The organism is Pseudomonas sp. S5F11, from assembly GCF_019641515.1.
Classification (GTDB): Bacteria; Pseudomonadota; Gammaproteobacteria; order Pseudomonadales; family Pseudomonadaceae; genus Aquipseudomonas; species Aquipseudomonas rhodesiae.
In genome coordinates this window covers 2,075,590-2,099,314 of sequence record NZ_JAIFJZ010000001.1, presented here as the reverse complement: position 1 = coordinate 2,099,314, position 23,725 = coordinate 2,075,590, and the positions used below count along the sequence as shown (strand labels likewise).

The 23,725-nt window shown below is 61.1% G+C and carries 23 protein-coding genes; 9 read left to right on the top strand and 14 right to left on the bottom strand.

The features are described from left to right. Positions 1-47 precede the first annotated feature (47 nt). From dinG to pdxH, 5 genes are all read left to right on the top strand, one after another. A complete protein-coding gene (gene dinG, locus K1567_RS09295) occupies positions 48-2,192 on the top strand; it encodes an ATP-dependent DNA helicase DinG (RefSeq protein WP_034096280.1) in 2,145 nt (714 codons plus the stop codon). Between the two features lie 90 nt (positions 2,193-2,282). Then, positions 2,283-4,580 (top strand): beta-galactosidase, encoded by a 2,298-nt coding sequence (locus K1567_RS09290; RefSeq protein ID WP_220698397.1) that lies wholly within the window; start codon positions 2,283-2,285, stop codon positions 4,578-4,580. Positions 4,581-4,662: 82 nt separating this feature from the next. Continuing rightward, positions 4,663-5,808 carry an EstA family serine hydrolase gene (locus K1567_RS09285; protein ID WP_034112205.1) on the top strand — a complete coding sequence of 382 codons (1,146 nt, stop codon included), beginning with the start codon at positions 4,663-4,665 and terminating at the stop codon, positions 5,806-5,808. A 142-nt stretch (positions 5,809-5,950) separates the two neighbouring features. Continuing rightward, the gene (locus tag K1567_RS09280; protein ID WP_040267513.1) at positions 5,951-7,114 is read left to right on the top strand and encodes an OmpA family protein; all 1,164 of its coding nucleotides are present in this window, start codon (positions 5,951-5,953) and stop codon (positions 7,112-7,114) included. A gap of 27 nt (positions 7,115-7,141) precedes the next feature. After that, positions 7,142-7,789 carry a pyridoxamine 5'-phosphate oxidase gene (gene pdxH / locus K1567_RS09275; RefSeq protein ID WP_034112207.1) on the top strand — a complete coding sequence of 216 codons (648 nt, stop codon included), beginning with the start codon at positions 7,142-7,144 and terminating at the stop codon, positions 7,787-7,789. Between the two features lie 36 nt (positions 7,790-7,825). Here the strand turns inward: pdxH and K1567_RS09270 are convergent, their stop codons facing one another. Further along, a complete protein-coding gene (locus K1567_RS09270; RefSeq protein WP_220698396.1) occupies positions 7,826-8,086 on the bottom strand; it encodes a hypothetical protein in 261 nt (86 codons plus the stop codon). A gap of 157 nt (positions 8,087-8,243) precedes the next feature. Here K1567_RS09270 and K1567_RS09265 point away from each other — a divergent pair, with 157 nt between their 5' ends. Continuing rightward, a complete protein-coding gene (locus K1567_RS09265) occupies positions 8,244-8,708 on the top strand; it encodes a glycine zipper 2TM domain-containing protein (protein WP_003189251.1) in 465 nt (154 codons plus the stop codon). Positions 8,709-8,785: 77 nt separating this feature from the next. On the opposite strand, the gene nhaA is transcribed toward K1567_RS09265, so the two are convergent. Next, entirely contained in the window at positions 8,786-9,961 is a 1,176-nt protein-coding gene (nhaA, locus tag K1567_RS09260) for a Na+/H+ antiporter NhaA (RefSeq protein ID WP_034096286.1), read from the bottom strand. Positions 9,962-10,179: 218 nt separating this feature from the next. Between nhaA and K1567_RS09255 the strand changes: the two genes are divergently transcribed. Further along, positions 10,180-11,274, top strand: a complete 1,095-nt coding sequence (locus tag K1567_RS09255) for a PLP-dependent cysteine synthase family protein (protein WP_034112209.1) — start codon at positions 10,180-10,182, stop codon at positions 11,272-11,274. A gap of 52 nt (positions 11,275-11,326) precedes the next feature. Here the strand turns inward: K1567_RS09255 and K1567_RS09250 are convergent, their stop codons facing one another. The 3 genes from K1567_RS09250 to K1567_RS09240 all read right to left on the bottom strand — a co-directional run bounded on the left by K1567_RS09250 (position 11,327) and on the right by K1567_RS09240 (position 14,416). Next, the gene (locus K1567_RS09250; protein ID WP_034096288.1) at positions 11,327-12,943 is read right to left on the bottom strand and encodes an NAD(P)/FAD-dependent oxidoreductase; all 1,617 of its coding nucleotides are present in this window, start codon (positions 12,941-12,943) and stop codon (positions 11,327-11,329) included. Positions 12,944-13,049: 106 nt separating this feature from the next. Continuing rightward, positions 13,050-13,721: a COG3650 family protein gene (locus K1567_RS09245; protein ID WP_034096289.1), complete on the bottom strand. Its 672-nt coding sequence runs from the start codon at positions 13,719-13,721 to the stop codon at positions 13,050-13,052. 95 nt (positions 13,722-13,816) lie between these two features. Then, positions 13,817-14,416 (bottom strand): short chain dehydrogenase, encoded by a 600-nt coding sequence (locus tag K1567_RS09240; RefSeq protein ID WP_034112210.1) that lies wholly within the window; start codon positions 14,414-14,416, stop codon positions 13,817-13,819. A gap of 104 nt (positions 14,417-14,520) precedes the next feature. On the opposite strand from K1567_RS09240, the gene K1567_RS09235 reads away from it, so the two are divergent. After that, the gene (locus tag K1567_RS09235) at positions 14,521-15,429 is read left to right on the top strand and encodes a LysR family transcriptional regulator (RefSeq protein WP_220698395.1); all 909 of its coding nucleotides are present in this window, start codon (positions 14,521-14,523) and stop codon (positions 15,427-15,429) included. On the opposite strand, the gene K1567_RS09230 is transcribed toward K1567_RS09235, so the two are convergent. The 9 genes from K1567_RS09230 to K1567_RS09190 all read right to left on the bottom strand — a co-directional run bounded on the left by K1567_RS09230 (position 15,426) and on the right by K1567_RS09190 (position 23,051). Then, the gene (locus K1567_RS09230) at positions 15,426-15,911 is read right to left on the bottom strand and encodes a DoxX family protein (RefSeq protein WP_184336266.1); all 486 of its coding nucleotides are present in this window, start codon (positions 15,909-15,911) and stop codon (positions 15,426-15,428) included. The two genes, K1567_RS09235 and K1567_RS09230, sit on opposite strands and share 4 nt — an antisense overlap. Continuing rightward, positions 15,908-16,684, bottom strand: coding sequence for a DNA-binding domain-containing protein (locus K1567_RS09225; protein ID WP_213548995.1), 777 nt, complete (start codon positions 16,682-16,684; stop codon positions 15,908-15,910). The genes K1567_RS09230 and K1567_RS09225 overlap by 4 nt, the downstream gene beginning before the upstream one ends. Further along, the gene (locus K1567_RS09220) at positions 16,681-17,556 is read right to left on the bottom strand and encodes a DUF692 domain-containing protein (protein WP_169867442.1); all 876 of its coding nucleotides are present in this window, start codon (positions 17,554-17,556) and stop codon (positions 16,681-16,683) included. The genes K1567_RS09225 and K1567_RS09220 overlap by 4 nt, the downstream gene beginning before the upstream one ends. A 26-nt stretch (positions 17,557-17,582) precedes the next feature. Further along, positions 17,583-17,876: a DUF2282 domain-containing protein gene (locus K1567_RS09215; protein WP_034112215.1), complete on the bottom strand. Its 294-nt coding sequence runs from the start codon at positions 17,874-17,876 to the stop codon at positions 17,583-17,585. A gap of 177 nt (positions 17,877-18,053) precedes the next feature. After that, positions 18,054-18,755, bottom strand: coding sequence for an ABC transporter ATP-binding protein (locus K1567_RS09210; RefSeq protein ID WP_034096296.1), 702 nt, complete (start codon positions 18,753-18,755; stop codon positions 18,054-18,056). Position 18,756: 1 nt separating this feature from the next. Further along, entirely contained in the window at positions 18,757-19,524 is a 768-nt protein-coding gene (gene livG, locus K1567_RS09205; protein WP_220698394.1) for a high-affinity branched-chain amino acid ABC transporter ATP-binding protein LivG, read from the bottom strand. Continuing rightward, positions 19,521-20,774, bottom strand: coding sequence for a high-affinity branched-chain amino acid ABC transporter permease LivM (locus tag K1567_RS09200; protein ID WP_034096298.1), 1,254 nt, complete (start codon positions 20,772-20,774; stop codon positions 19,521-19,523). The genes livG and K1567_RS09200 overlap by 4 nt, the downstream gene beginning before the upstream one ends. Continuing rightward, complete coding sequence (livH, locus tag K1567_RS09195) at positions 20,771-21,694, bottom strand: high-affinity branched-chain amino acid ABC transporter permease LivH (protein WP_034096299.1); 924 nt, start codon at positions 21,692-21,694, stop codon at positions 20,771-20,773. Before livH ends, K1567_RS09200 begins: the two co-directional genes overlap by 4 nt. 229 nt (positions 21,695-21,923) lie before the next feature. Then, a complete protein-coding gene (locus K1567_RS09190; protein WP_034096300.1) occupies positions 21,924-23,051 on the bottom strand; it encodes a branched-chain amino acid ABC transporter substrate-binding protein in 1,128 nt (375 codons plus the stop codon). A 342-nt stretch (positions 23,052-23,393) separates the two neighbouring features. Between K1567_RS09190 and K1567_RS09185 the strand changes: the two genes are divergently transcribed. Next, a complete protein-coding gene (locus K1567_RS09185) occupies positions 23,394-23,696 on the top strand; it encodes a DUF2288 domain-containing protein (protein WP_034112217.1) in 303 nt (100 codons plus the stop codon). The last annotated feature ends 29 nt before the right edge of the window (positions 23,697-23,725 follow it).

Here is a 23,725-nt window from a genome sequence, read left to right as displayed (position 1 = left end):
TCCGAACCACTGAAAATTTATCCAGCGTTTTTTGCGCCCGACTATTCATGATCAGCACTGAACTCAAAACCACGATCCAGGGCGCCTACACGCGTTTTCTCGAAGCCAAGAGCTTGAAACCGCGCTACGGCCAACGCCTGATGATCGCCGAAGTGGCAAAAGTCCTCGGGGATATCGACACCGACGACGAAGGCCGCCGCGAAGGCGAGCCGGCGGTCGTGGCCGTCGAGGCCGGCACCGGCACCGGCAAGACCGTGGCCTACAGCTTGGCCGCGATCCCTACTGCCAAGGCCGCCGGTAAACGCCTGGTAATCGCTACCGCCACGGTCGCCCTGCAAGAGCAAATCGTCTACAAGGACCTGCCCGACCTGATGCGCAACAGCGGCCTGAACTTCACGTTCGCCCTGGCCAAAGGGCGTGGCCGCTATATGTGCCTGTCCAAGCTCGACGTGCTGTTGCAGGAAGGTCACGCGCAAACCGCCACCGCGCAGCTGTTCGAAGAAGAAGGCTTCAAGATCGAAGTCGATGAGGCCAGCCAGAAGCTTTTTACCAGCATGATCGAAAAACTGGCCGGCAATAAGTGGGACGGCGACCGCGACAGTTGGCCCACTGCCCTGGAGGATGCCGACTGGGCACGCCTGACCACCGACCACAGCCAGTGCACCAACCGTCATTGCCCGAACTTCGGTCAATGCGCCTTCTATAAGGCTCGCGAGGGCATGGGCAAGGTCGACGTGATCGTCACCAACCACGACATGGTGCTGGCCGACCTGGCACTGGGCGGCGGTGCGGTGTTGCCCGATCCGCGCGACACGCTGTACGTCTTCGACGAAGGCCACCACCTGCCCGACAAGGCCATCGGCCACTTCGCCCATTACACGCGGCTGCGTTCCACTGCCGATTGGCTGGAATCCACCGCCAAGAACCTCACCAAGCTGCTGGCCCAACACCCGCTGCCCGGCGACCTGGGCAAGCTGATCGAACAGGTGCCGGAGCTGGCGCGGGAGATCAAGACCCAGCAGCAGTTCATGTTCAGCGCCTGCGAACAGGTGGCCGACTTCAAGCCCGGCGAAGACGTGGAAGGCCGCGAGCGGCCACGCCACCGCTTCGTCGGCGGTCTGATTCCCGAGCACATGCGCGAAATGGGCATCGAGTTGAAGAAGGGCTTTTCACGCCTGACCGATCTGTTCACCCGACTCACCGACCTGCTCAAGGAGGGCATGGATGGCGAGGTCAATATCGGCATCGCCAGCAACCAGGCCGAGGAGTGGTACCCGTTGTTCGGCAGCCTGCTGTCCCGTGCCCAGGGCAACTGGGAGTTGTGGACCGCCTTCACCGTCGAAGACCCGGAAGACAACCCGCCCATGGCGCGTTGGCTGACCCTGGCCGAAAGCGGCGCCCTGTTCGATATCGAGGTCAACGCCAGCCCGATCCTGGCGGCCGAGATGCTGCGGCGCAACCTGTGGAATGTGGCCTACGGTGCCTTGGTGACATCGGCCACCCTGACTGCGCTGGGCACGTTCGATCGTTTCCGCATGCGCGCCGGTTTGCCGAAAAAGGCCGTGACTGCCGTGGTGCCGAGCCCGTTCCACCATGCCGACGCCGGCGTGCTGCGGGTGCCGGACCTCAGGGCCGACCCACGGGACGCGGCGGCCCACACCGCGGCGATCATCCGCGACCTGCCGGAGCTGGTCGAAGGCTCCCGGGGCACCCTGGTGCTGTTTTCATCGCGCAAGCAGATGCAGGACGTGTTCGACGGCCTGGACCGCGACTGGCGCAAGCAGGTGTTTATCCAGGGCAACCTGTCCAAGCAGGAAACCCTCAACAAGCATAAGGCGCGGGTGGACGGTGGTGATTCCAGCGTGTTGTTCGGCCTGGCGAGTTTCGCCGAGGGTGTGGACTTGCCGGGGGCCTATTGCGAGCACGTCGTGATCGCCAAGATCCCGTTCTCGGTGCCGGACGATCCGGTCGAAGCGGCGCTGGCCGAGTGGATCGAAGCGCGGGGCGGCAACCCGTTCATGGAGATCTCGGTGCCGGATGCCTCGCTGAAGTTGGTGCAGGCCTGCGGTCGTCTGCTGCGAACCGAACAGGACCGGGGCACCATCACCTTGCTCGACCGGCGTTTGGTCACCCAACGCTATGGCAAGGCTATCCTCAATGCGTTGCCGCCGTTCCGGCGCGAAATTTCTTAAGCCACTGTGGGCGAATTCGCCCACTTTGTGGTCTATCTCGTCACCGTCATCACAGGCCATTCATCGGCCGTCAGGGAGAACCTTGCTCGTATGATTCGCACGCTGCCCGCTCTTTTTGCCTTGCTGTTCGCGGCGCCTTTAATGGCCGCGCCAGATGGGCAACAAACACTGTTCAACTTCGTCCGGCCTGCCGATGTGGTCAAGGTGGCGACCCAGGACGCCAGCCTGCCCCAATACAATGCCGAGCAAACGCCCGAAGGCGAGGTGCTGCGCCGCGTCACCTTCAACCCCGCGGCCGAACCGAGCCTGGTGCTCAGCCCGCAAAGCGGAGCGTGGGATTGGTCGCAGTCCGGAGCCTTGAGCCTGCGTATCCAGAGCGCCATGGACTGGGCGTTGACCCTGTACGTCAAGGTGCAAAGCAATGATGGGCGCACGTTGACCAGCCGCATCGACCTGCCGGCCGGCCCTGCCCAGACCTTGCTGATCCCGCTGCAAGCCAATTCCCCACTGAGCCAGGGCATGAAGGCCGGCCCACCGATGCCGATCAGTGTGAACGGCCAACGCGTGCTGCTGGCCAGCAGCGCCGGCGAAATCGACCGCAGCCAGGTGGTCTCTGTGACCGTGTCGATGCACAACCCTAACGTGGCCCAGAGCATCCTGGTGGAGCGCTTCGGCGTGCAGGATGTGGAGCCGGTGATCAAAGCGGCCTACAGCGAACTGGTGGATGCCTACGGTCAATCCACCCGTGCGCGCTGGCCGGAAAAGGTCAGCAGCGACGAACAGCTCAGGGCTGCCGCCGTCAAGGAGCAGCAACAATTGCAGGGTTGGCTGGCCACCCGGGACAAATCCGCACTGGACCCTTACGGCGGCTGGAACAAAGGCCCGGCTTTCACCGCCAGCGGCTTTTTCCGCACCGAAAAACGCGACGGCCGCTGGTACCTGGTGACGCCCCAGGGGCATCCGTTCTATTCCCTCGGGGTGAACACCGTAGCCCCGGATAACAGCCAGACTTACGTGGCCGGCCGCGAATGGATGTTCGCCGCCTTGCCCAAGGCCGGCGAGCCTTTCGACAAGTATTACGGCAGCGCGGACCACCGCACCGGCAACGGCTCGGGCGAGGGTCGCAGTTTCGGCGCTGGGCGTTGGTACGATTTTTATGGCGCCAACCTGGAACGCGCCTACGGCACGGCAGGGTTCGACCAAAAACGCTGGGTCAGCCATACCCTCGACCGCCTGCAGGCCTGGGGCTTTAACACCGTAGGCAATTGGAGCGACCCGGACCTGACCACCGCCGACCGTGTGCCGTACACCTTGCCGCTGTCCATCGTCGGCGACTACACCAGTATCAGTACTGGCACCGACTGGTGGGGCGGCATGCCCGATCCGTTCGACCCGCGCTTTGCCATGGCCACCGAACGTGCCGTGGCCATCGCAGCCCGCGACCATCGCGACGACCCCTGGCTGATTGGCTTCTTCGCCGATAACGAACTGGCCTGGGCCGGCCCCGGTGACGATCCGAAGGCCCGCTATGCCCTGGCCTACGGCACCTTGCGCATGACCACCGATGTGCCGGCCAAGCGGGCGTTTCTCAAGCAATTGCGCGACAAATACCGCAACGAGCAAGGCCTCTCGAAAGCCTGGGGGATCGAACTGGCCGGTTGGGAGCTGATGGAAGACCCTGGCTTCGAGCCGCCGATGCCCAACCCAGCGCATCCCGAAATCGAAGCCGACTTCAAATACTTCCAGAAAACCTTCGCCGATGCGTACTTCAAGACCATCTCCGACTCGCTGAAATGGCACGCCCCCAATCAACTGTTGCTGGGCGGTCGCTTTGCGGTCAGTACGCCGGAGGCCGTGGCGTCCTGCGCCCAGTATTGCGATGTGTTGAGTTTCAATATGTACACCCTCAAACCCCAGGACGGTTACGACTTCGCCGCCTTGCGTGCGCTGGATAAACCGGTGCTGATCACCGAATTCAACTTCGGCTCGGCCGATCGCGGGCCGTTCTGGGGCGGTGTGACGCAACTGACCAGGGAAGAGGATCGCGGCGCGGCGTATGCCAACTTCCTCAAGCATGCCATCGCCGAGCCGTCGATTGTCGGCGTGCATTGGTTTCAGTACCTGGACCAACCCGTGACTGGGCGTTTGCTGGACGGTGAAAACGGCCATTTCGGTCTGGTGGGTATCACCGATATGCCGTTCCAGGGCTTTGTCGAGAGCGTGCGCAAGAGCAACCTGGCGGCGGTCGAGCAACTGGGCAAGGAAGCGGAAAAGGCCTCTGCCGCCGCAAGTGCTCAGGAGAAGGGGGGCGGGCGCTCGGGGCATGAAGGCAAAGGCCCGGGGCAGGGCGCCGGGCATGCCGGCGGTCATGCTGGAAACGGTCATTGATTCGAGGCTGACGGGTTCACAAACCCCACAAGGGCTGGAACAATGTCGGCCACTTTTTATGGCGCTTTACGAGGGGACTTAGGTGCAGATTCAGGGTCATTACGAGCTCCAGTTCGAAGCGGTACGTGAAGCCTTTGCCGCACTGTTCGATGACCCGCAAGAGCGTGGCGCGGCGCTGTGCATTCAGATCGGCGGAGAGAGCGTCGTCGACCTGTGGGCCGGTACCGCCGACAAGGATGGGGCTGAGGCTTGGCACAGCGACACGCTCGTCAACCTGTTCTCCTGCACCAAAACCTTTACCGCCGTCACGGCCCTGCAATTGGTGGCCGAGGGCAAGTTGCAATTGGACGTACCGGTCGCCCGGTACTGGCCGGAGTTCGCGGCGGCCGGCAAAGAAAGCATCACCCTGCGCCAACTGCTCTGCCATCAGGCCGGGCTGCCGGCGATCCGCGACATGCTGCCGGCCGAAGCGCTGTATGACTGGAACCTGATGGTCGACACCCTGGCCGCCGAGGCCCCTTGGTGGACACCGGGCCAGGGCCATGGCTATGCGGCAATTACCTACGGCTGGCTGGTGGGCGAACTGCTGCGCCGTGCCGATGGCCGTGGGCCGGGCGAGTCCATTGTGGCGCGGGTCGCGCAGCCGCTGGGGCTGGACTTTCATGTGGGGCTGGCCGATGACCAGTTTCACCGTGTTGCTCATATAGCGCGTAGCAAAGGCAATATGGGCGATGAAGCCGCGCAACGTTTACTGCAAGTAATGATGCGTGAACCTACGTCCATGACCGCACGGGCATTTGCCAATCCACCGTCTATTCTGACCAGCACTAATAAATCCGAATGGCGGCGTATGCAGCAGCCAGCGGCAAATGGTCACGGTAATGCACGTAGCCTGGCTGGTTTTTATAGTGGTTTGTTGGACGGTAGTTTGTTGGAAGCCGATATGCTCGAACAATTGACTCGCGAGCACAGTATCGGGCCGGATAAAACTTTATTGACCCAAACCCGCTTCGGCCTGGGCTGCATGTTGGATCAACCCCAACTGCCCAACGCTACATTCGGCCTTGGCGCTCATGCTTTTGGCCATCCTGGGGCTGGCGGCTCGGTGGGTTTTGCCGATCCGGAACATGATGTAGCGTTTGGTTTCGTGACTAATACACTCGGCCCTTATGTACTTATGGACCCGCGTGCCCAGAAGTTGGTCAGAATATTGGCCGGTTGTCTGTAAAACCCTTGCCGTTTCACAATTTTTTGTTACAAAGGCAACTATAAAAGGCGCTGAACGAAATCATGTAACTTTAATGTTCTGTAAGCGTCTGTTTAACGGGTCACCCAGACCCCCGTTTCTTTTCTCATTTTGTGGATATCTCATGTTATCGAACAAGTCCTTGGCTCTGGCGCTCTGCCTCACTATTACCGGATGTGCACAAACTCCACAAAATGATGCCGAAGGCGGGCATTGGTGGTCATTTGGATCGGATAAGACGGCTGCCAAGGACGCAGTAAGCCAGACCGATGCCAAACCGGACGCTAAACCCGCCGCCGGCGCCAAGCCTGCCGCTCCAGCTACCGCGGCTGCCCCTGCGCCGGCACCTGCCACTGCGGCACCGGTTGCCAAGGCCGACACCGGTTCCAGCTGGTGGCCATTTTCGTCGAAGAACGCTGATGCCAAGGCCGCCGATGCCAAGGCCGACTTGAAAGCCGATCTCAAAGCCGCAGATCCGGCCCCGGCGCCAGCTGTCGCCAAGACCGACACCGAAACTCACTGGTGGTGGCCGTTCGAAAGCAAGCCCAAGCCACTGGCCAAGGTCGATGTGACCAACGTGCAGATGCCCGATCCGAAAATCACCCAGGCTTGGTTGGACGACTATGAGCCGCGCCTGCGTGCCGCCATCAAGGACAGCAACCTGCAACTGGAACGTCGCGACAACGTGCTGGTGGTCATTGCCCCGGTGGACGGTTCCTACAATCCTAAGCGCCCGGCGATGTTGTTGCCGGTGACCCTGGGGCCTTTTACCCGTGTGGCCAAAGCGGTTGAATCCGATCCCAAAACCGCCGTGCTGGTGCTGGGTCACGTTGATGCCACCGGCAGTGCCCCGGCCAGCCAGGCGTTGACCAAGGAGCGTGCGCAGTCCATCGCCTCGATCTTCAGCCTCAGCGGCCTCAAGCAGGACCGCTTGATGCTGCGTGGCATGGGCGACCTGATGCCGCGTGCCGCCAACGACAGCAACCAGGGTCGCGCTCTGAACCGTCGCATGGAAATCATGTTCACTCAACGCACCACCATGCTGGCTCTGTTGAGCAAGTACAACTCGGGCAAAACCCCGCCTGTGGCTGAAATGGTCGCAGTGCAGAACGCGCCAGCCCCGGCCGCTCCTGCTGCCAAGGCTCCGGCCAAGAAAGCACCAGCTGCCAAGAAGGCTGCCGCCAAGCCGGCTGCAAAAAAGGCTCCCGCCAAGCCGGCCGCGAAGAAGCCAGCGCCGGCCAAAGCCAAGGCTGCTGCCCCGGCTACCAACGACCAGGCAAAAAACTGATCCGCTGAACCAGAAGGATAAAGCCGCATGACCCAGGCACTGGCCGATATGCGTCGTGACTACACACGGGACGGTTTGAGCGAGGCCCAGGCCCCGAGCGAGCCGTTTGCGCTGTTTCACCAGTGGTTTGCCGATGCGGTGAAGACCGAGCAGCCACCGGTGGAGGCCAATGCCATGACCCTGGCCACGGTCGATCAGGATGGGCGGCCGCACTGCCGTATCCTGTTGCTCAAGGGCCTGGATACCCAGGGCTTTACCTTCTTTACCAACTACGAAAGTGCCAAGGGTCAGCAGCTCGCGGCGCGGCCGTTCGCGGCAATGACGTTTTTCTGGCCGAGCCTGGAGCGCCAAGTGCGTATCGAAGGGCGGGTGGTCAAGGTCACGCCGCAAGAATCGGACGCGTACTTCCAGGTCCGCCCTCTGGGCAGCCGCTTAGGTGCCTGGGCCTCGCCCCAGAGCCGGGTGATCCGTGACCGTGAAGAACTGCAAGAACTGCTCAAGGTCACCGAGCAGCGCTTCAGCGATACCCAACCCGATTGCCCCGAGCATTGGGGCGGCTATCGCCTGCTGCCCGAGCGCATCGAGTTCTGGCAGGGCCGCGCCAGCCGCCTGCACGACCGCCTGAACTACCGCCTGCAAGATACTCAGTGGATCCGCGAGCGTCTGGCGCCCTGAGCTTCACCTTTCGTCACTTACGCTGAATGATGCCCTTCACCCCGCAGTCTCTGTTAAAGAGGCTTCGGGCGTGTAGTGCTGGGCGGCGTTCTTCAACCAGCCAGCCAAGTCGCGGCGTTTGATCTTCAGTTGGCGGGCGCTTTCCAGCTGTTGCAGCATAAAACTGCGTTTGTGCGGATCGTCACCGGCCAGCGACAGTGCCAGGTCGCGGTCAGTCCAGCGCCTGATTCGCACGTAGAGCCAGGCGTGGAAATACAGGCCGGCAAGGGTTGTGACTAGAATAATGAAATAGTCCATGGATGTCCTGAGACGGAGGGCAGTGCTACCGTTCGTCGAGTTGTCTGGTGCGGGCTGTCTGTACTCAGGCTGAATGAAAGCAGTTTTTTGCCGGGCTTGCCGTGACAGGCGTCAAGCGGCAGCGTTTAATGAATACCTGTCCTTTGGAGTTGATGCTATGCGTAAGTCTGTTTTACTGGTTGCCTGCTTTACCACCTTGTCTCTGCTGTTGGGTGGCTGCGCCTCGAGTCTGACCGGCGACTCGTACTCCCGTGATGAAGCGCGTCGTGTACAGACCGTTCGCATGGGTACCATCGAATCCCTGCGTCCGGTAAAAATCGAAGGCACCAAAACCCCTATCGGCGGCGCAGCCGGTGCAGTCATCGGCGGCGTGGGTGGCAGCGCCATCGGCGGCGGTCGCGGCAGTATCGTCACGGCGGTGATCGGTGCTGTGGCCGGTGGCCTGTTGGGTTCGGCTACGGAAGAAGGTCTGACCCGTACCCAAGGTGTCGAAATCACCGTGCGCGAAGACGATGGCAGCATGCGCGCCTACGTCCAGGCCGTGCAGGAAAATGAAATCTTCCGCATCGGCGACCGCGTGCGCATCATGACTGTTGACGGTACCAGCCGTGTTACCCGCTAAGGCGTAATCAGCAGGTAAAGAAAAACCCCAACCGGGTCACCGGTTGGGGTTTTTTTGTACGCCGTGTACCTGGGTAATCAGGCTTTCTTGCGGCTCGCCATCGCGGTCACGGCATAGCCGATGCAGGCCGCCAGGATCGACCCGGTCAGAATGCCCATGCGGTCTTCACCGGCAAATTCGCTGGCCCCTGGTACGAACGCCAGGGAGCCGACGAACAGGCTCATGGTGAAGCCAATACCGCACAGGATCGCCACACCGAATACCTGGCCCCAGTTGGCCCCTTCCGGCAGCGCGGCCAGGCCGGTCTTGATGGCCAGCCAGGTCAAGCCGAACACGCCGACGGTCTTACCGATCAACAGCCCGGTGGCGATGCCCATCGGCACATGGTGGGTAAAGCTTTCCAGGCTGACACCTGTGAGGGAGACGCCGGCGTTGGCGAAGGCGAACAGCGGCAGAATGCCGTAAGCCACCCACGGGTGCAGGGCGTGTTCCAGGGTCAGCAACGGCGAAGGCTCGGCGTTCTTGGTGCGCATCGGAATGCAGAATGCCAGGGTCACACCGGCCAGCGTGGCGTGTACGCCGCTCTTGAGTACGCATACCCATAGGATCAGCCCGACGATCAGGTAAGGCGCGAGCTTGATCACGCCTAGACGGTTCATCGCAATCAACGCCAGCAGACATGCGCCCGCACCGGCCAGGGCGGCACCGGACAGGTCGGTGGAATAGAACACGGCGATCACAATGATCGCGCCCAGGTCATCGATGATGGCCAAGGTCATCAAAAACAGTTTCAACGACACGGGTACACGCTTGCCGAGCAGGGCCAGTACGCCAAGGGCGAAGGCAATGTCGGTAGCCATCGGGATCGCCCAGCCAGAAAGTGCGGCGGGGTAGTCCTTGTTAATGGCCCAGTAAATCAGCGCCGGCACCACCATGCCACCAATCGCCGCGGCGCCCGGCAGCACCACTTGGGAGGGCTTGGACAGGTGGCCGTCGAGCAACTCGCGCTTGACCTCAAGGCCGATCAGCAGGAAGAACAGGGCCATCAGGCCGTCGTTAATCCACAGCAGGGCCGGCTTGGCGATTTGCAAGGCACCGACCTGCGCCACCACGGGCACGTCGAGAAACGCGGCGTAAAGGTGCGACAACGGCGAGTTGTTGACGATCAGCGCCAACGCCGCAGCGGCGATCAGCAGCAGGCCACTGGCGGCTTCGAGCTGAAAGAAACGGGTAAACGTGCTACGCAGAGCCAAGGGATGCTCTCCAATCCAAGTTCAATAGGTGGCTACCCTAACCCGTACCGATAGTTGTTAAAACAAAAGTTATATTCTTATTTGTTATAAGCAGCGGTCGACAAAGGCATCGCGCCAAACACTAGCAATTGTGTGTCTGATTGCGTCCTCACTGTATCTGTGTGGAGTGTAGGAAACATCCTAAGATTGCGTTCAAAATCCTTGAGAGATCACCCCCGATGAGTGACCACCGCCCCTGGGCTCGCGAAGCCATTCGCATCATTGAAGCGGATTTCCAGCGCAGCGCCGACACCCACCTGATTCCCCTGCCGTTACCTGGCTTGCCGGGAATTGAGTTGTACTTCAAAGATGAGTCCAGCCACCCCACCGGCAGCCTGAAACATCGCTTGGCGCGCTCGTTGTTTCTGTATGCCTTGTGTAACGGCTGGCTTAAACCAGGCGCGCCGGTGATCGAAGCTTCCAGCGGCTCCACGGCGATTTCGGAGGCGTACTTTGCGCGGCTGCTCGGCTTGCCGTTCATTGCGGTCATGCCCGCCACCACCTCCCAGGAAAAAATCGCGCAGATCGCGTTCTACGGTGGCAAGAGCCATTTGGTGCAGGATCCGACCCAGATTTACGCCGAGTCCGAACGCTTGGCGCAGGAAAGCGGCGGTCACTTCATGGACCAGTTCACCTATGCCGAGCGTGCCACCGACTGGCGCGCGAACAACAACATTGCCGAGTCGATCTTCCAGCAGATGCGCTTTGAGCAGCACCCCGAGCCGAGCTGGCTGATTTCCAGCCCCGGCACCGGCGGCACCACCGCCACCCTGGGGCGTTATGTGCGCTATCGCCAGCATTGCACCCGCGTGTTATGCGCCGATGCCGAACGCTCGGTGTTCTTCGACTTCTATCAGAGCGGCGACGCCAGCCTGCGCCTGGATTGCGGTTCGCGCATCGAAGGCATCGGCCGGCCACGAGTGGAAGCGTCGTTTCTGCCGAAAGTCATCGACGCGATGGTCAAGGTGCCGGATGCGCTGTCCTTGGCCGCCATGCATTACTTGGCCGAGCGCCTGGGGCGACGGGTAGGCGGGTCCAGTGGGACCAATCTGATTGGCGCGCTGATGGCCGCGCAGCAGATGAAAGCGGCGGGGGAGTCGGGCTCGATCGTAGCGATCCTATGTGACGGTGGCGAGCGCTATGCCACCACCTATTACGATCACGCGTGGCTCGCGGGGCAGGGGTATGAACTGGGTGCTTTGATATCGGCCGTTGCCGCCAGTGTGGAGCGCGGCGAACCGCTGCCCGCCAGCGTACTGCGGGCGAATATTTAAGAGAGCAGCGGCAAGTCAGAGCAGACGCACTTGCCGCTTACCGCTTGCTGCTTCAGCCCCGTCTGGCCAACATATCCCGCGCCAATGCCTCGGCAATCCGGATCCCGTCCACGCCCGCCGACAGAATCCCACCGGCATAACCCGCGCCTTCGCCGGCCGGAAACAGACCTTTTACGTTCAGGCTCTGCATCGATTCGTTACGAGTAATCCGCAGCGGCGATGAGGTGCGGGTCTCGATACCGGTCAACACGGCATCGTGCAGCGAGTACCCCTTGATCTGCTTCTCGAACGCCGGCAACGCTTCCCGAATCGCTTCGATGGCGAAGTCCGGCAGTGCCAAGGCCAGATCGCCCAGGGACACCCCCGGTTTGTAGGACGGTTCCACGCTGCCCAGGGCGGTGGACGGCTTGCCCGCAATGAAGTCGCCGACCAGTTGCGCCGGTGCCTCGTAGTTGCTGCCGCCGAGAACATAAGCGTGGGATTCCAGGCGCTCCTGCAGCTCGATACCAGCCAGCGGGCCGCCGGGGTAGTCCACTTCCGGCGTGATGCCGACCACGATGCCGGAGTTGGCATTGCGTTCGTTACGCGAGTACTGGCTCATGCCGTTGGTCACCACGCGGTGCGGCTCGGACGTAGCGGCGACCACCGTACCGCCCGGGCACATGCAGAAGCTGTAGACCGAACGGCCGTTCTTGGCGTGGTGCACCAATTTGTAGTCGGCGGCGCCGAGTTTCGGGTGACCGGCGTACTTACCCAGGCGTGCGGCGTCGATCAACGACTGCGGGTGTTCGATACGAAAGCCCACCGAAAACGGCTTGGCTTCCATGTACACACCACGGCTGTGCAGCATGCGGAACGTATCGCGCGCGCTGTGGCCGAGGGCGAGGATCACATGCTTGGACAAAATCTGCTCGCCGCCATCGAGCACCACGCCGTTCAATTGGCCGTCTTCGATCAGCACGTCGGTTACCCGTTGCTCGAAGCGCACTTCACCGCCGAGGGCGATGATCTGCTGACGCATATTTTCCACCACGCCGGTCAGGCGGAAGGTGCCGATATGGGGCTTGCTGACGTAGAGGATCTCTTCCGGCGCACCGGCCTTGACGAACTCGTGCAGCACTTTGCGGCCGTGGAACTGCGGGTCTTTGATCTGGCTGTACAGCTTGCCGTCGGAAAACGTCCCGGCGCCGCCTTCACCGAACTGCACGTTGGACTCGGGGTTCAGCACGCTTTTGCGCCATAGGCCCCAGGTGTCCTTGGTGCGTTGGCGCACTTCCTTGCCGCGTTCGAGGATGATCGGCTTGAAGCCCATCTGCGCCAGCAATAGCCCGGCAAAGATGCCGCATGGGCCGAACCCGACCACCACTGGCCGCTCCACCAGATCGGCTGGGGCATGGCCGACCACTTTGTAGCTGACATCCGGCGCCGGGTTGACGTTGCGGTCATCGGCAAACTTGCGCAGTAGCGCGGTTTCGTCACCTTTGACGGTCAGGTCGATGGTGTAAATAAAGCACAGTTCCGACGATTTCTTGCGCGCATCGTAGCTGCGTTTGAAGAGGGTGAAATCGAGCAGGTCATCACTGGCGATGCCCAGGCGCTGCACGATGGCGGGCCGCAGGTCTTCTTCGGGATGGTCGATGGGCAGCTTGAGTTCGGTGATTCGTAACATGACGGGATCCGGTGTGCGGCGTCTGGTAAGGCCGGCGGTTTTGCAAACCGGCGATTATAAGCCCCAACCTGGGTATCCCGTCATGCTAAAACAGCGCTGGCGCCGATCAATCGTCCCGCGAACCGCCGAAAGCTGCGCAGCCACGCTGGACTTTACCGTTGATCCGCAATTCGGCGCTCATGTGCTGCAGGCTGCCGCTGACGCTGTCCACGCAGCGTTGCGGGGCCACCCACAGTTCGATGTGTTCGTTATTGGCTTCGGTCATCAGGTTGAAACGGCCGTCGCCCAACTGTTCTTCCACATAGGGCACCGCCAGCGGTGGTTGGCCTTCGCGTTCGAGCACCATGCCCTTGGCCGCCACGTTCAGGGCCCAGGCCGGCTTGTGGCCGTTGGCGCGCAGGATCATGCGTTTGAAGTCCGGGTCGTTGCAGGCGTCGGTGGAACGTTCCACGCGGTACAGCTGCTGCAGCTCCACTTCGCCCTGGGCGCCGGCCGCCACGCCGGAAAACTTGCCACGCAAGTCGGCAAATAACGCCCCTTGCTGCCCGGCCAGCGCTGCCGCTTCCTGCAGGATACTGGTACCGCCGGTGTCCTTGACCACGTAGTTGCGCTTGTCGTTGCACGGCTGGAACAGCAGTTTGCCACCATCGGCCGTGAGTTCGCCCTGCATGCGAGTCAACCCGGCGAGGGAGGGTTTGGCTGGCTCGCTTTCGAACATTTGGCAAGCGGTGAACAAAGGAAGCAAGGCGAACAGGGCAAAGGTACGGGCGGCACGCATAAAGGGTCTCCAGGCAAGTGCCGCCACGTTACGCAGGCTGGCGTTGCATCACAAGCCCACTCGCCAGCTTCAGGCAGTTCTGACAGACGCTACAGTCAACCCACGATAAACGTCTGGCCGGTCTGCAAGCCTTCGACACTTTTTGCGTAGGCCAATGCCACATCGGCACCGGTGACCGGCTTGTAGCCACGGAAGTACGGCGCGTAGCTGCCCATTGCTTCCACCAGCACCGTCGGGCTCACGGAGTTGACGCGAAGACCGCGCGGCAATTCGATCGCGGCGGCTTTGACAAACCCATCGATTGCGCCATTGACCAAGGCCGCCGAAGCGCCGGTACGAATCGGGTCGCGGTTGAGAATGCCGCTGGTGAACGTAAAGGAGGCGCCATCGTTGGCGTACTCGCGACCGATCAGCAGCAGATTGACCTGGCCCATGAGCTTGTCACGCAGGCCCAGTTCGAAGTCGCTGTCCTGCATCTCGCCCAGCGCCACGAAGTTCACGCTGCCGGCGGCGCAGATCAGGGCGTCGAAGTTGCCGGTCTGTTCGAACAACTTGCGGATGGAAGCGCTGTCGCTGATGTCCACTTGGAAATCGCCGCTGTTGCGACCGATGCTGATCACCTCGTGACGCTGAGCCAGCTCTGCCTTGACGGCTGAACCGACGGTGCCGTTGGCGCCAATCAATAGGATTTTCATGTTGCTATTCCTTCAAGGGCTGATTGAAGGGCCAGTCTAGGCTGGCTTTTGCATGGGATAAACGCGCTAATAGGCAACCTTTGGTTTTCAAATGGAAACAATCCATGGGCGAAATGGATGACCTGGCGGCCTTCGCCGTGTTGATCGAAGCGGGCAGTTTTACGTTGGCAGCCGAACAACTGGGTTGCAGCAAGGGGCAACTGTCCAAGCGCATCAGCCAGCTGGAAGCGCAGTTCAGCGTGGTGTTGCTGCACCGCACCACACGCCGGCTCAGCCTGACGGCCGCCGGCGCGGCGTTGCTACCTCAGGCCCAGGCCTTGGTGGTGCAGGTGGAGCGGGCGCGTCAGGCCCTGGCGCGACTCAAGGACGACCTGGCGGGGCCGGTGCGCATGACGGTGCCGGTTTCCCTGGGGGAAACCTTCTTCGATGGCGTGCTGCTGGAGTTCACTGAGCGCTATCCGCAGGTCCAGATCGAGCTGGAGCTGAACAACCGCTACCGGGATCTGGCGCGGGACGGTTTCGATCTGGGCGTGCGCTCGGGGGCGATTGAAGATGAGCGCCTTGTCGCCAAACCATTGCTGGCCTGGCACGAAATGACCTGCGCCAGCCCGGCCTACCTGGAGCAGCACGGCGAACCGCGAACCCCGGCGGACTTGGCCACGCACCGTTGCCTGCTCAACAGCCACTACAGCGGCCGCGAAGAGTGGCTGTACCACCAGCAACACGAATTGCTGCGGGTGCGGGTCAGCGGCACCTTCGCCTCCAATCACTACAACCTGCTGAAAAAAGCCGCGCTGGTGGGGGCGGGGATCGCCCGTCTGCCGTCCTACGTACTGCCGGCTGAGCTGGCTGACGGACGTTTACGCTGGCTGTTGCGCGATTATCAAACGCGAAGTCAGCCGATGTATCTGGTTCACCCTTACCAGGGCGGCCTGCCGCGCCGCACCCAGGTGCTGGCCGATTACCTGGTGGAGTGGTTCAAGCGCAGCGGCGAGGCTTTGGACCGGCTTTAACGGTAGCGCCGTGCAATCAGGTGATCGATGGACAGACGCCCCGGCCCCTTGGCAACCAGCAGCAAAAGTACGGTGAGCCAGGTGCCGTGGGTTGGATAAGCGTCCGGGTAGACGAACAGTTGAATCACCAGGGTCATGCCGATCAGGGCCAGTGCGGAGAACCGCGTGGCCAATCCCAGCAGGATCAGCAGTGGGAAAAAGTGCTCGGCGAAGGCGGCCAGGTGCGCGGCCACTTCCGGCGACAGCAATGGCACCTTGTATTCGCTGCGAAACAGCGGCAGCGTCGAAGCCGCCAGGCGCGGCTCTCCCAGCTCGAAGGTGCCGTTGATCAGGTCAATGGCAAAACCCTGGACCTTGGTCTGCCCGGATTTCCAGAACACGGCGGCGATGGAAAAACGCGCGAGGAAGGCGATCAGGCTGTAAGGGATTTGTTCAAAAAGCTGGATGGCCCGTTGGATCAGGCACTGTGCGCTGGTGTTCATGGCGATACCTTTGAGTCCAGGTGTAAATGAGTGATGGCGTGATGGCTGATCAACAGCGTCAGGCATTGGTGCAGGTCGAAGTCATTGCTGGCCTCCAGGGCCCGTTCTACGGCGGTCTGCAAGGCTTCGCCCTGGGCAAGGCGCTGGATAAAGGCCACTGAACCTGCGTCGATGGCGAACACTTTGACTTCCAGGCCCTGGCGCAGGACCAGTGCGCTTTGGGCATGCCCGGGATCAAGGGCGGCCAGGCCGCCTTCGGTCTGATGCGCCGCCCACACTGCGACCACGGCATACGCCGAAGCCAGAGTGGCGACGCTGGGGTGCAGCCGTAGGCGCACCGTGCCGAGGTCGGCGCGGGCCTGCAGGGCAGCAAGTACGGTGTGCGGCTCCAGCGGGCGGTCATCGGCGGCGTGGTAAGCGCGGACCCGCAGGCGTTCCAAGCGTGCGATATCCGCCAGGTAAGGCACGCTCGCCGCCGGTTCGAAGCCCTGGATAAAGTTGGCGAATGTGCTGCCGTATTCGCTGATCAGCGGGCTGGTGGGCGGGCACGCCTGCACGTAAAGACCGGCCATGGCTCGAAAGAACGCTTCGCCCACCAGGAGCTGCGTCACCGGGTACGCCACTGCCAGCGCGTTGATCAACCCGTTGTGCACTGTGTTGCGATGCACCGCGAAACGGCTGGCCGGGTCGGCGCCGTTGCCACTGAACAGGCCGTCTGGGCAGGTTTGGTCGGGCGCGAGCAAGGCCTTGGCGAAGGTGGCTTGATGGTTCATGGGCGCACCTGCGTTAACAGCCCATCGGCATGCTGGGCTTCAGCCAGCAGCACCGACAATGCGGGCACCTGATTGTCGCGTTCGATCAGTGTCGGTATCGGGCCGATGCGCGCCAGCACCTGTTCATACAACTGCCACACGGCGTTATCGACGGGCGCGCCGTGATCGTCGATCAGCAGGCGATCGCCGAGGCTGTCGCTGTCTTCGGCAAACCCGGCCAGATGAATCTCGCCCACGGCCTGTAATGGCAGTGCATCGATGTAGGCAGACGGATCACGTTGGTGGTTGATGCATGAGACGTAGACATTGTTGACGTCCAACAGCAGCCCACAACCGGTGCGACGGATGACCTCGGTGATGAAGTCGGTTTCATCCAGGGTGGAACGCTCGAATTGCAGATAAGTCGATGGGTTTTCCAGCAGCATGGGCCGCTTGAGTGTGCTTTGTACCTGGTCAATATGTTCACAGACGCGGTGCAGGGTGGCGCTGTCGTAAGCCAGTGGCAGCAGGTCATTGAGAAACACCGGGCCATGACTGGACCAAGCCAGGTGTTCGGAAAAGGCTTGAGGTTGATAGCGCTCGATCAGCGCGGCCAAGCGCGCCAGGTGCTCGCGATTGAGCGAACCTTCGCCGCCGATGGACAGGCCCACGCCGTGCAAGGACAGCGGGTACCGGTCACGGATCAGCCCTAAATAGTGATGAAACGGGCCGCCGGCCATCATGTAGTTCTCGGCGTGTACTTCAAAAAAACCGAGGTCGGGTGAGGTTTCGAGCACTTCGATGAAGTGCTCGTGTTTCAGCCCCAGCCCGGCTCGATCTGGCAGGCCGGGCGCCTGAGCCGGTGAGGACGTGTGCGCGAATATAGGTGTCATCGTCAGTACTCAGGCGCGGCCAGGTTTCAGGACTTGGCGTCGAATGCGGCTTCCTGGCCGAAACCGGTCGGCGAGGTGGTGCTAGGGGTTTGGGTACAGGTGCCGGCAGGTACCAGTTTCCAGGCATTGGCCTGATCCTTGGTTTTCGAGGTGCCGGCGCAGGAAGTGCCGGGGCCTGCGGCGCAATCGTTCTTGCCGGCTTCTGCGATGCCATAGCATTTCACGTCGTCGGCGGCGTGGGCGGTGGTGGTCAGGGCGGACAGGCTCAGGGACGAGCCCAGGGCGAGGATCAGGGCGGTAGCGGACAGTTTGGTGGTCATTGAATTATCTCCAGCAGTGGGTTGAGGAGCGGGCTTGAATGCCTGCTTGCACCACTAGAGGCGGGACGACGCAGTTCGTTACAGGGGCGGGAGAATTAACTTCGAATAATGCAAAAAAAATGTGGGAGGGGTTGCCCCCTCCCACATTGATAGCCCGGTTCATGTAGCAACCGGGTGTTAACCGCCCAGGTACGCCTCGCGCACTTTCGGATCGGTCAACAACTGCTCGCCCGAGCCCTCCATCACCACCCGGCCGTTTTCCAGCACATAGGCACGGTCGGCGATTTTCAGTGCCTGGTTGGCGTTCTGTTCCACCAGGAACACGGTCACACCGTCCTTGCGCAGTTGTTCGATGATGTCGAAGATCTGCTGGATGATAATCGGTGCCAGGCCCAGGGACGGTTCGTCCAACAGCAGCAACTTGGGCTTGCTCATCAGCGCCCGACCGATGGCGAGCATTTGTTGCTCGCCGCCGGACATGGTGCCACCGCGCTGGCTGAAGCGCTCCTTGAGCCGGGGGAACAGGTGCAGCACCTTGTCCATCTGCTCTTGGTAGTCGCCCTTGTCGGTGAAGAACCCGCCCATGGCCAGGTTTTCTTCCACGGTCAGGCGCGAAAACACCCGGCGGCCTTCCGGCACCACGGCAATGCTCTTGCGCATGATGTGTGATGACTGCTGGCCCACCAGTTCCTCACCCATATAGCGGATGCTGCCGCTGTAGGCCTGTGGTGAACCGCACAAAGTCATCAGCAGGGTGGATTTGCCGGCACCGTTGGCGCCGATCAGGGTGACGATTTCGCCCTGGCGTACCTCCACGTTGACGCTGTGCAGGGCCTGGATCTTGCCGTAGAAAGTGGAAACGTTTTCGAATTGCAGCATTTTACGCTTCCCCCAAATAGGCTTTGATCACTTCGGGATTGTCGCGGATCTGCTCCGGGGTCCCGTCAGCCAGCGGCGTACCCTGGTTGATCACCACGATATGGTCGGAGATGCTCATGACCAGTTTCATGTCGTGCTCGATCAGCAGCACCGTCACGTTGTTTTCCTCGCGCAGCACGCTGATCAGCGCCTTGAGGTCTTCGGTTTCCTTGGGGTTCAGGCCGGCGGCCGGTTCGTCGAGCATGAGAATCCGCGGGCGGGTCATCATGCAGCGGGCGATTTCCAGGCGACGTTGCTGACCGTAGGCCAGGGTGCCAGCGGGACGGTTGGCAAACTCGGTGAGGTTGACCTTGTCCAGCCAATACGCGGCGTATTCCATGGCCTTGCGTTCGCTTTTGCGGAACCCCGGGGTCTTGAACAGGCCGGCAAAGAAGTTGGTGTTCAGGTGACGGTGCTGGGCAATCAACAGGTTCTCTACGGCGGTCATGTCCTTGAACAGCCGCACGTTTTGGAACGTACGCACCACGCCTTTGCGGGCGATCTCGTGGCCGGCCAGGCCCTGGATCGGTTGGCCGTCCAGCAGGATGCTGCCGCCGCTCGGTTTGTAGAAACCGGTAAGGCAGTTGAACACCGTGGTCTTGCCGGCGCCGTTGGGGCCGATCAAGGCCACGACCTGTTTCTCTTTGACGGTTAGGGCTACGCCGTTGACCGCCAGCAAGCCGCCGAAGCGCATGCTCAAGTTTTCGACTTTCAGGATCTCGCGGCTCATTTGCGCAGCTCCATGTGTGGACGTTGCATGGGCAGCAGGCCTTGAGGTCGCCAGATCATCATCAGCACCATCAGGGCGCCGAACATCAACATGCGGTATTCGCTGAACTCACGCATCATTTCCGGCAGCAGGATCATCACGATCGCCGCCAGGATCACGCCCAACTGCGAGCCCATGCCACCCAGTACCACGATGGCGAGAATGATCGCCGACTCGATAAAGGTGAACGACTCCGGCGTCACCAAGCCTTGGCGCGCGGCGAAGAAGCTGCCGGCGAAACCGGCGAACGCAGCACCCAGGGTGAACGCGGAGAGCTTGATGATGGTCGGGTTCAGCCCGAGGGCACGGCAGGCGATTTCATCTTCGCGCAGCGCTTCCCAGGCACGACCGATCGGCATGCGCAACAGGCGGTTGATCACGAACAGCGCGGCCAGAGCCAGCAGCAGGGCGACCAGGTAGAGGAACACCACTTTGCTCACCGGGTTGTAGTCGATCCCGAAGTATTCGTGGAACGTCTGCAGGCCTTCGGCGGCGTTACGGTCGAACGTCAGCCCGAAGAACGTCGGCTTTGGGATGCTGCTGATGCCGTTGGGGCCGCCGGTGATGTCGGTGAGGTTACGCAGGAACAAGCGGATGATTTCACCGAAGCCCAGGGTCACGATGGCCAGGTAGTCACCGCGCAGGCGCAGCACCGGGAAGCCCAGCAGGAAGCCGAACGTCGCCGCCGCCATGCCCGCCAACGGCAGGCAGATCCAGAAGCTCCAGCCCAGATAGTGCGACAGCAGCGCATAGGTGTAAGCACCCACCGCGTAGAAGCCCACATAGCCCAGGTCGAGCAGACCAGCCAGGCCCACCACGATGTTCAGGCCCAGGCCCAGCAACACGTAGATCAGGATCAGGGTGGCGATGTCCACCGCGCCGCGCGAGCCGAAGAATGGCCAGATCAATGCGGCCACGATCAGGCCGACGATGATGTAGCGCTGGGTACGCGGCAAGGTTAGGAATTGACTGACCTTGGGCGATACCAGTGGGCCACGGTTGCCTTTGAACAAGGCGCCCACCTGCTGGGTGAACAGCACGCGCAGGAACATCAGCACCGAGCACAGGGCAATGATGGTCAGGGTCACGGGACCGGTGCCATGCACTTCCAGGTTGATGCCGACAATGCTCAGCTTGAGGCCGAGGACCGGGAACGCCACGGCCCATACCAACAGGGCGCTGAAAAACGCCGATTTAAGATATCTGCTCATACTTTCTCAACCTCCGGACGGCCCAGGATGCCGGTCGGACGGAACAACAACACCAGGACCAACAGGCCGAACGCCACGACGTCCTTGTACTGGTCGCCGAAGATATCGGCGCCAAACGCTTCGGCCACACCCAGCACCAACCCGCCGAGCATCGCGCCCGGAATACTGCCGATGCCGCCCAATACCGCCGCAGTGAAGGCCTTGAGGCCCACCAGGAATCCGGCGTTGGGGTTGATCACGCCGTACTGCATGCTCAGCAGCACCGCCGCGACGGCAGCCAGCGCGGCACCGATCACGAAGGTCAGGGCGATGATGTTGTTGGTATTGATGCCCAACAGGTTGGCCATCTTGATGTCTTCGGCGCACGCCCGGCAGGCGCGCCCCAGACGGGAGCGAGAGATAAACACGGTCAGGCCCAGCATGGCCACCAGCGTGACCACGAAGACCAGAATCTGCATGTAGGAAATCAGGACTTCTTCCGCGCCGCCCGGGCCGAAGGAGATGCTCCCCGGGATCAGGTTGGGGATGGATTTATCCTTGGAGTCCTGGGACAGCAATACAGTGTTCTGCAGGAAAATCGACATGCCGATGGCGGAAATCAGCGGGATCAAACGGTTGCTGCCGCGCAAGGGGCGGTACGCGACGCGTTCGATACTGTAGCCATAGGCACTGGTTACGACGATCGATGCAATAAAGGCAGCGGTCATCAACAGCGGCAGGGAGTGGATACCCATCATGGCCAGCCCGGCAAGGGCGATGAAGGCCACGTAGGAACCAATCATGTACACCTCGCCATGGGCGAAGTTGATCATTCCAATGATGCCGTAAACCATTGTGTAGCCAATAGCTATCAAGGCATAGGTGCTGCCAATGGTCAGGCCATTAACCAGCTGTTGGAAAAAATGATAGATCTCAGGCATTACAGCGCTCCTAAAAACCCGATACGCATTTCACTGGTGGAGTCATGTTCCGGCCCCGTGCTGTGTTCTGTGAGCACATTTGCACGTTGCGTTTGCCAGCGAACCGCTGGTGACGGTTTTAAGATTTTCAGGTGAGCCAGCGCCCGGATCGCGGGTGACATGGCCCATAAACCTCGTAAAACAAAGCCCACTGCTTTCACAGTGGGCTTGTTGACCAGTAACGCCTGGCTTACTGAGGGGATACTTCGGTTTTAGGTTTGCCGAAGTGCCACTGGTAGACCACGAACTTGAAGTCCTTCAGGTCGCCGTTTTTGTCGAAGCTCAGGTCGCCGGTAGGCGTCTTGAAAGTGCCCGCGTGGATGGCTGCAGCCACTTTGGCGGTGTCTTCGCTCTCGGCGGCTTTGATGCCACCCGCGATGACTTCGATGGCCGAGTAGGCTGGGAACACGAACGGACCGGTTGGATCCTGCTTGTTCTTGGTGAACTCTTCCACGATGGCTTTGTTGGCAGGGTCGGTGTCGAAGGACTTCGGCAGGGTCACCAGCAGGCCTTCGGAAGCGTCCTGGGCGATCTGCGAGATGGAGTCGTTGCCGACGCCTTCCGGACCCATGAACTTGGCGTTCAGGCCTTTTTCCTTGGACTGGCGCAGGATCAGGCCCAGCTCTGGGTGGTAGCCGCCGTAGTAGACGAAGTCGACGTTGGCTTGCTTGAGCTTCTGGATGATCGAGGAGAAGTCTTTATCGCCAGCGTTCAGGCCTTCGAAGACGGCTACTTTTACGCCTTTCTTCTCGAGGGTCTGCTTGACGGCGGTGGCGATGCCTTCACCGTATTGCTGTTTGTCGTGCAGTACCGCAACGACTTTCGGTTTCACGTGGTCGGCGATGTAGTTACCGGCCGCAGGGCCCTGGGCGCTGTCCAGACCGATGGTACGGAAGATCATCTTGTAGCCACGGGTGGTGATTTCCGGGCTGGTGGCTGCCGGGGTAATCATGATGACGCCTTCGTCTTCATAAATATCCGAGGCGGGTTGGGTGGAGCTGGAGCACAGGTGGCCGACTACGAATTTGACGCCGTCGTTGACCACTTTGTTGGCTACGGCCACGGCTTGCTTAGGATCGCAGGCGTCGTCGTATTCCTTGGCTTCGAGCATCTTGCCGTCGACACCGCCTTTGGCGTTGATATCGGCGATGGCCTGCTTGGCACCCATGAACTGCATGTCGCCGTACTGAGTCACAGGGCCGGTTTTAGGGCCGGCGATGCCGATCTTGATGGTGTCGGCTGCGAACGAATGGCCGGCAACCCCAGCCAGGACCATAGCGGCAAACAGTTTGGAAATCTGCTTAGTAGCCTTATTCATAGTGCTCCACTCTTACTGTTGTATTTTTTATAGTTCTGGCGGCCTTGTGAGCTGCTGAACCGGATCGGATATCTCGGATATCCCCCCGGCAACCGCCTGGCAACTGTACCGGTACAGTGTAGAGCGCCGGTTGATCGCTTGAAAAGCTGGCTGCCAGGGGCAAATCCGGGGGTGTCGCTTAAATGAAAGAAAAAGACAGAATTGCGGCGGGGGTGATACCTGTATCTCGCGCATTCCTTGGCTTTCCTGACACTTTTCAATCGTTGACGCATTTGCAACTGGGTTTTTCTGCCTGAAGCATGACGTTATGATTGCGCCGATTTTTTCTTCAGGTGAACTCCCATGACGCAAGAACCTAGCACCCTCTATGCCAAGCTGCTCGGTGAAACCGCCGAAATCTCCTGGAAGGAGCTTGAACCGTTCTTTGCCAAGGGTGCCCTATTGTGGGTCGACCCCTGCCTGGATTTGATCGAGGCCGCTGAGGGAATGGCCGAGGACAATCGCGACAAAGTCGCTGCCTGGCTGGCCGCGGGCAGCCTCGGCGAAGTGTCTGCCCCGCGGGCATTGGACCTGGTGGAGCGTGATCCAAGCCTATGGGCGGTGGTGGTTTCTCCGTGGATTCTGATCCAGGAAAGGGCGTCGTAAGAAAATTCTGCACGAGAATGGTGCGTGAT

What these genes read in the sequence shown, in the direction of transcription:
- dinG (WP_034096280.1), top strand. Translation starts at nt 48, where the DNA reads ATGATCAGCACTGAACTCAAAACCACGATCCAGGGCGCCTACACGCGT.
- K1567_RS09290 (WP_220698397.1), top strand. Translation starts at nt 2,283, where the DNA reads ATGATTCGCACGCTGCCCGCTCTTTTTGCCTTGCTGTTCGCGGCGCCT.
- K1567_RS09280 (WP_040267513.1), top strand. Translation starts at nt 5,951, where the DNA reads ATGTTATCGAACAAGTCCTTGGCTCTGGCGCTCTGCCTCACTATTACC.
- pdxH (WP_034112207.1), top strand. Translation starts at nt 7,142, where the DNA reads ATGACCCAGGCACTGGCCGATATGCGTCGTGACTACACACGGGACGGT.
- K1567_RS09270 (WP_220698396.1), bottom strand. Translation starts at nt 8,086, where the DNA reads ATGGACTATTTCATTATTCTAGTCACAACCCTTGCCGGCCTGTATTTC.
- K1567_RS09265 (WP_003189251.1), top strand. Translation starts at nt 8,244, where the DNA reads ATGCGTAAGTCTGTTTTACTGGTTGCCTGCTTTACCACCTTGTCTCTG.
- K1567_RS09255 (WP_034112209.1), top strand. Translation starts at nt 10,180, where the DNA reads ATGAGTGACCACCGCCCCTGGGCTCGCGAAGCCATTCGCATCATTGAA.
- K1567_RS09250 (WP_034096288.1), bottom strand. Translation starts at nt 12,943, where the DNA reads ATGTTACGAATCACCGAACTCAAGCTGCCCATCGACCATCCCGAAGAA.
- K1567_RS09245 (WP_034096289.1), bottom strand. Translation starts at nt 13,721, where the DNA reads ATGCGTGCCGCCCGTACCTTTGCCCTGTTCGCCTTGCTTCCTTTGTTC.
- K1567_RS09240 (WP_034112210.1), bottom strand. Translation starts at nt 14,416, where the DNA reads ATGAAAATCCTATTGATTGGCGCCAACGGCACCGTCGGTTCAGCCGTC.
- K1567_RS09235 (WP_220698395.1), top strand. Translation starts at nt 14,521, where the DNA reads ATGGGCGAAATGGATGACCTGGCGGCCTTCGCCGTGTTGATCGAAGCG.
- K1567_RS09230 (WP_184336266.1), bottom strand. Translation starts at nt 15,911, where the DNA reads ATGAACACCAGCGCACAGTGCCTGATCCAACGGGCCATCCAGCTTTTT.
- K1567_RS09225 (WP_213548995.1), bottom strand. Translation starts at nt 16,684, where the DNA reads ATGAACCATCAAGCCACCTTCGCCAAGGCCTTGCTCGCGCCCGACCAA.
- K1567_RS09220 (WP_169867442.1), bottom strand. Translation starts at nt 17,556, where the DNA reads ATGACACCTATATTCGCGCACACGTCCTCACCGGCTCAGGCGCCCGGC.
- K1567_RS09215 (WP_034112215.1), bottom strand. Translation starts at nt 17,876, where the DNA reads ATGACCACCAAACTGTCCGCTACCGCCCTGATCCTCGCCCTGGGCTCG.
- K1567_RS09210 (WP_034096296.1), bottom strand. Translation starts at nt 18,755, where the DNA reads ATGCTGCAATTCGAAAACGTTTCCACTTTCTACGGCAAGATCCAGGCC.
- livG (WP_220698394.1), bottom strand. Translation starts at nt 19,524, where the DNA reads ATGAGCCGCGAGATCCTGAAAGTCGAAAACTTGAGCATGCGCTTCGGC.
- K1567_RS09200 (WP_034096298.1), bottom strand. Translation starts at nt 20,774, where the DNA reads ATGAGCAGATATCTTAAATCGGCGTTTTTCAGCGCCCTGTTGGTATGG.
- livH (WP_034096299.1), bottom strand. Translation starts at nt 21,694, where the DNA reads ATGCCTGAGATCTATCATTTTTTCCAACAGCTGGTTAATGGCCTGACC.
- K1567_RS09190 (WP_034096300.1), bottom strand. Translation starts at nt 23,051, where the DNA reads ATGAATAAGGCTACTAAGCAGATTTCCAAACTGTTTGCCGCTATGGTC.
- K1567_RS09185 (WP_034112217.1), top strand. Translation starts at nt 23,394, where the DNA reads ATGACGCAAGAACCTAGCACCCTCTATGCCAAGCTGCTCGGTGAAACC.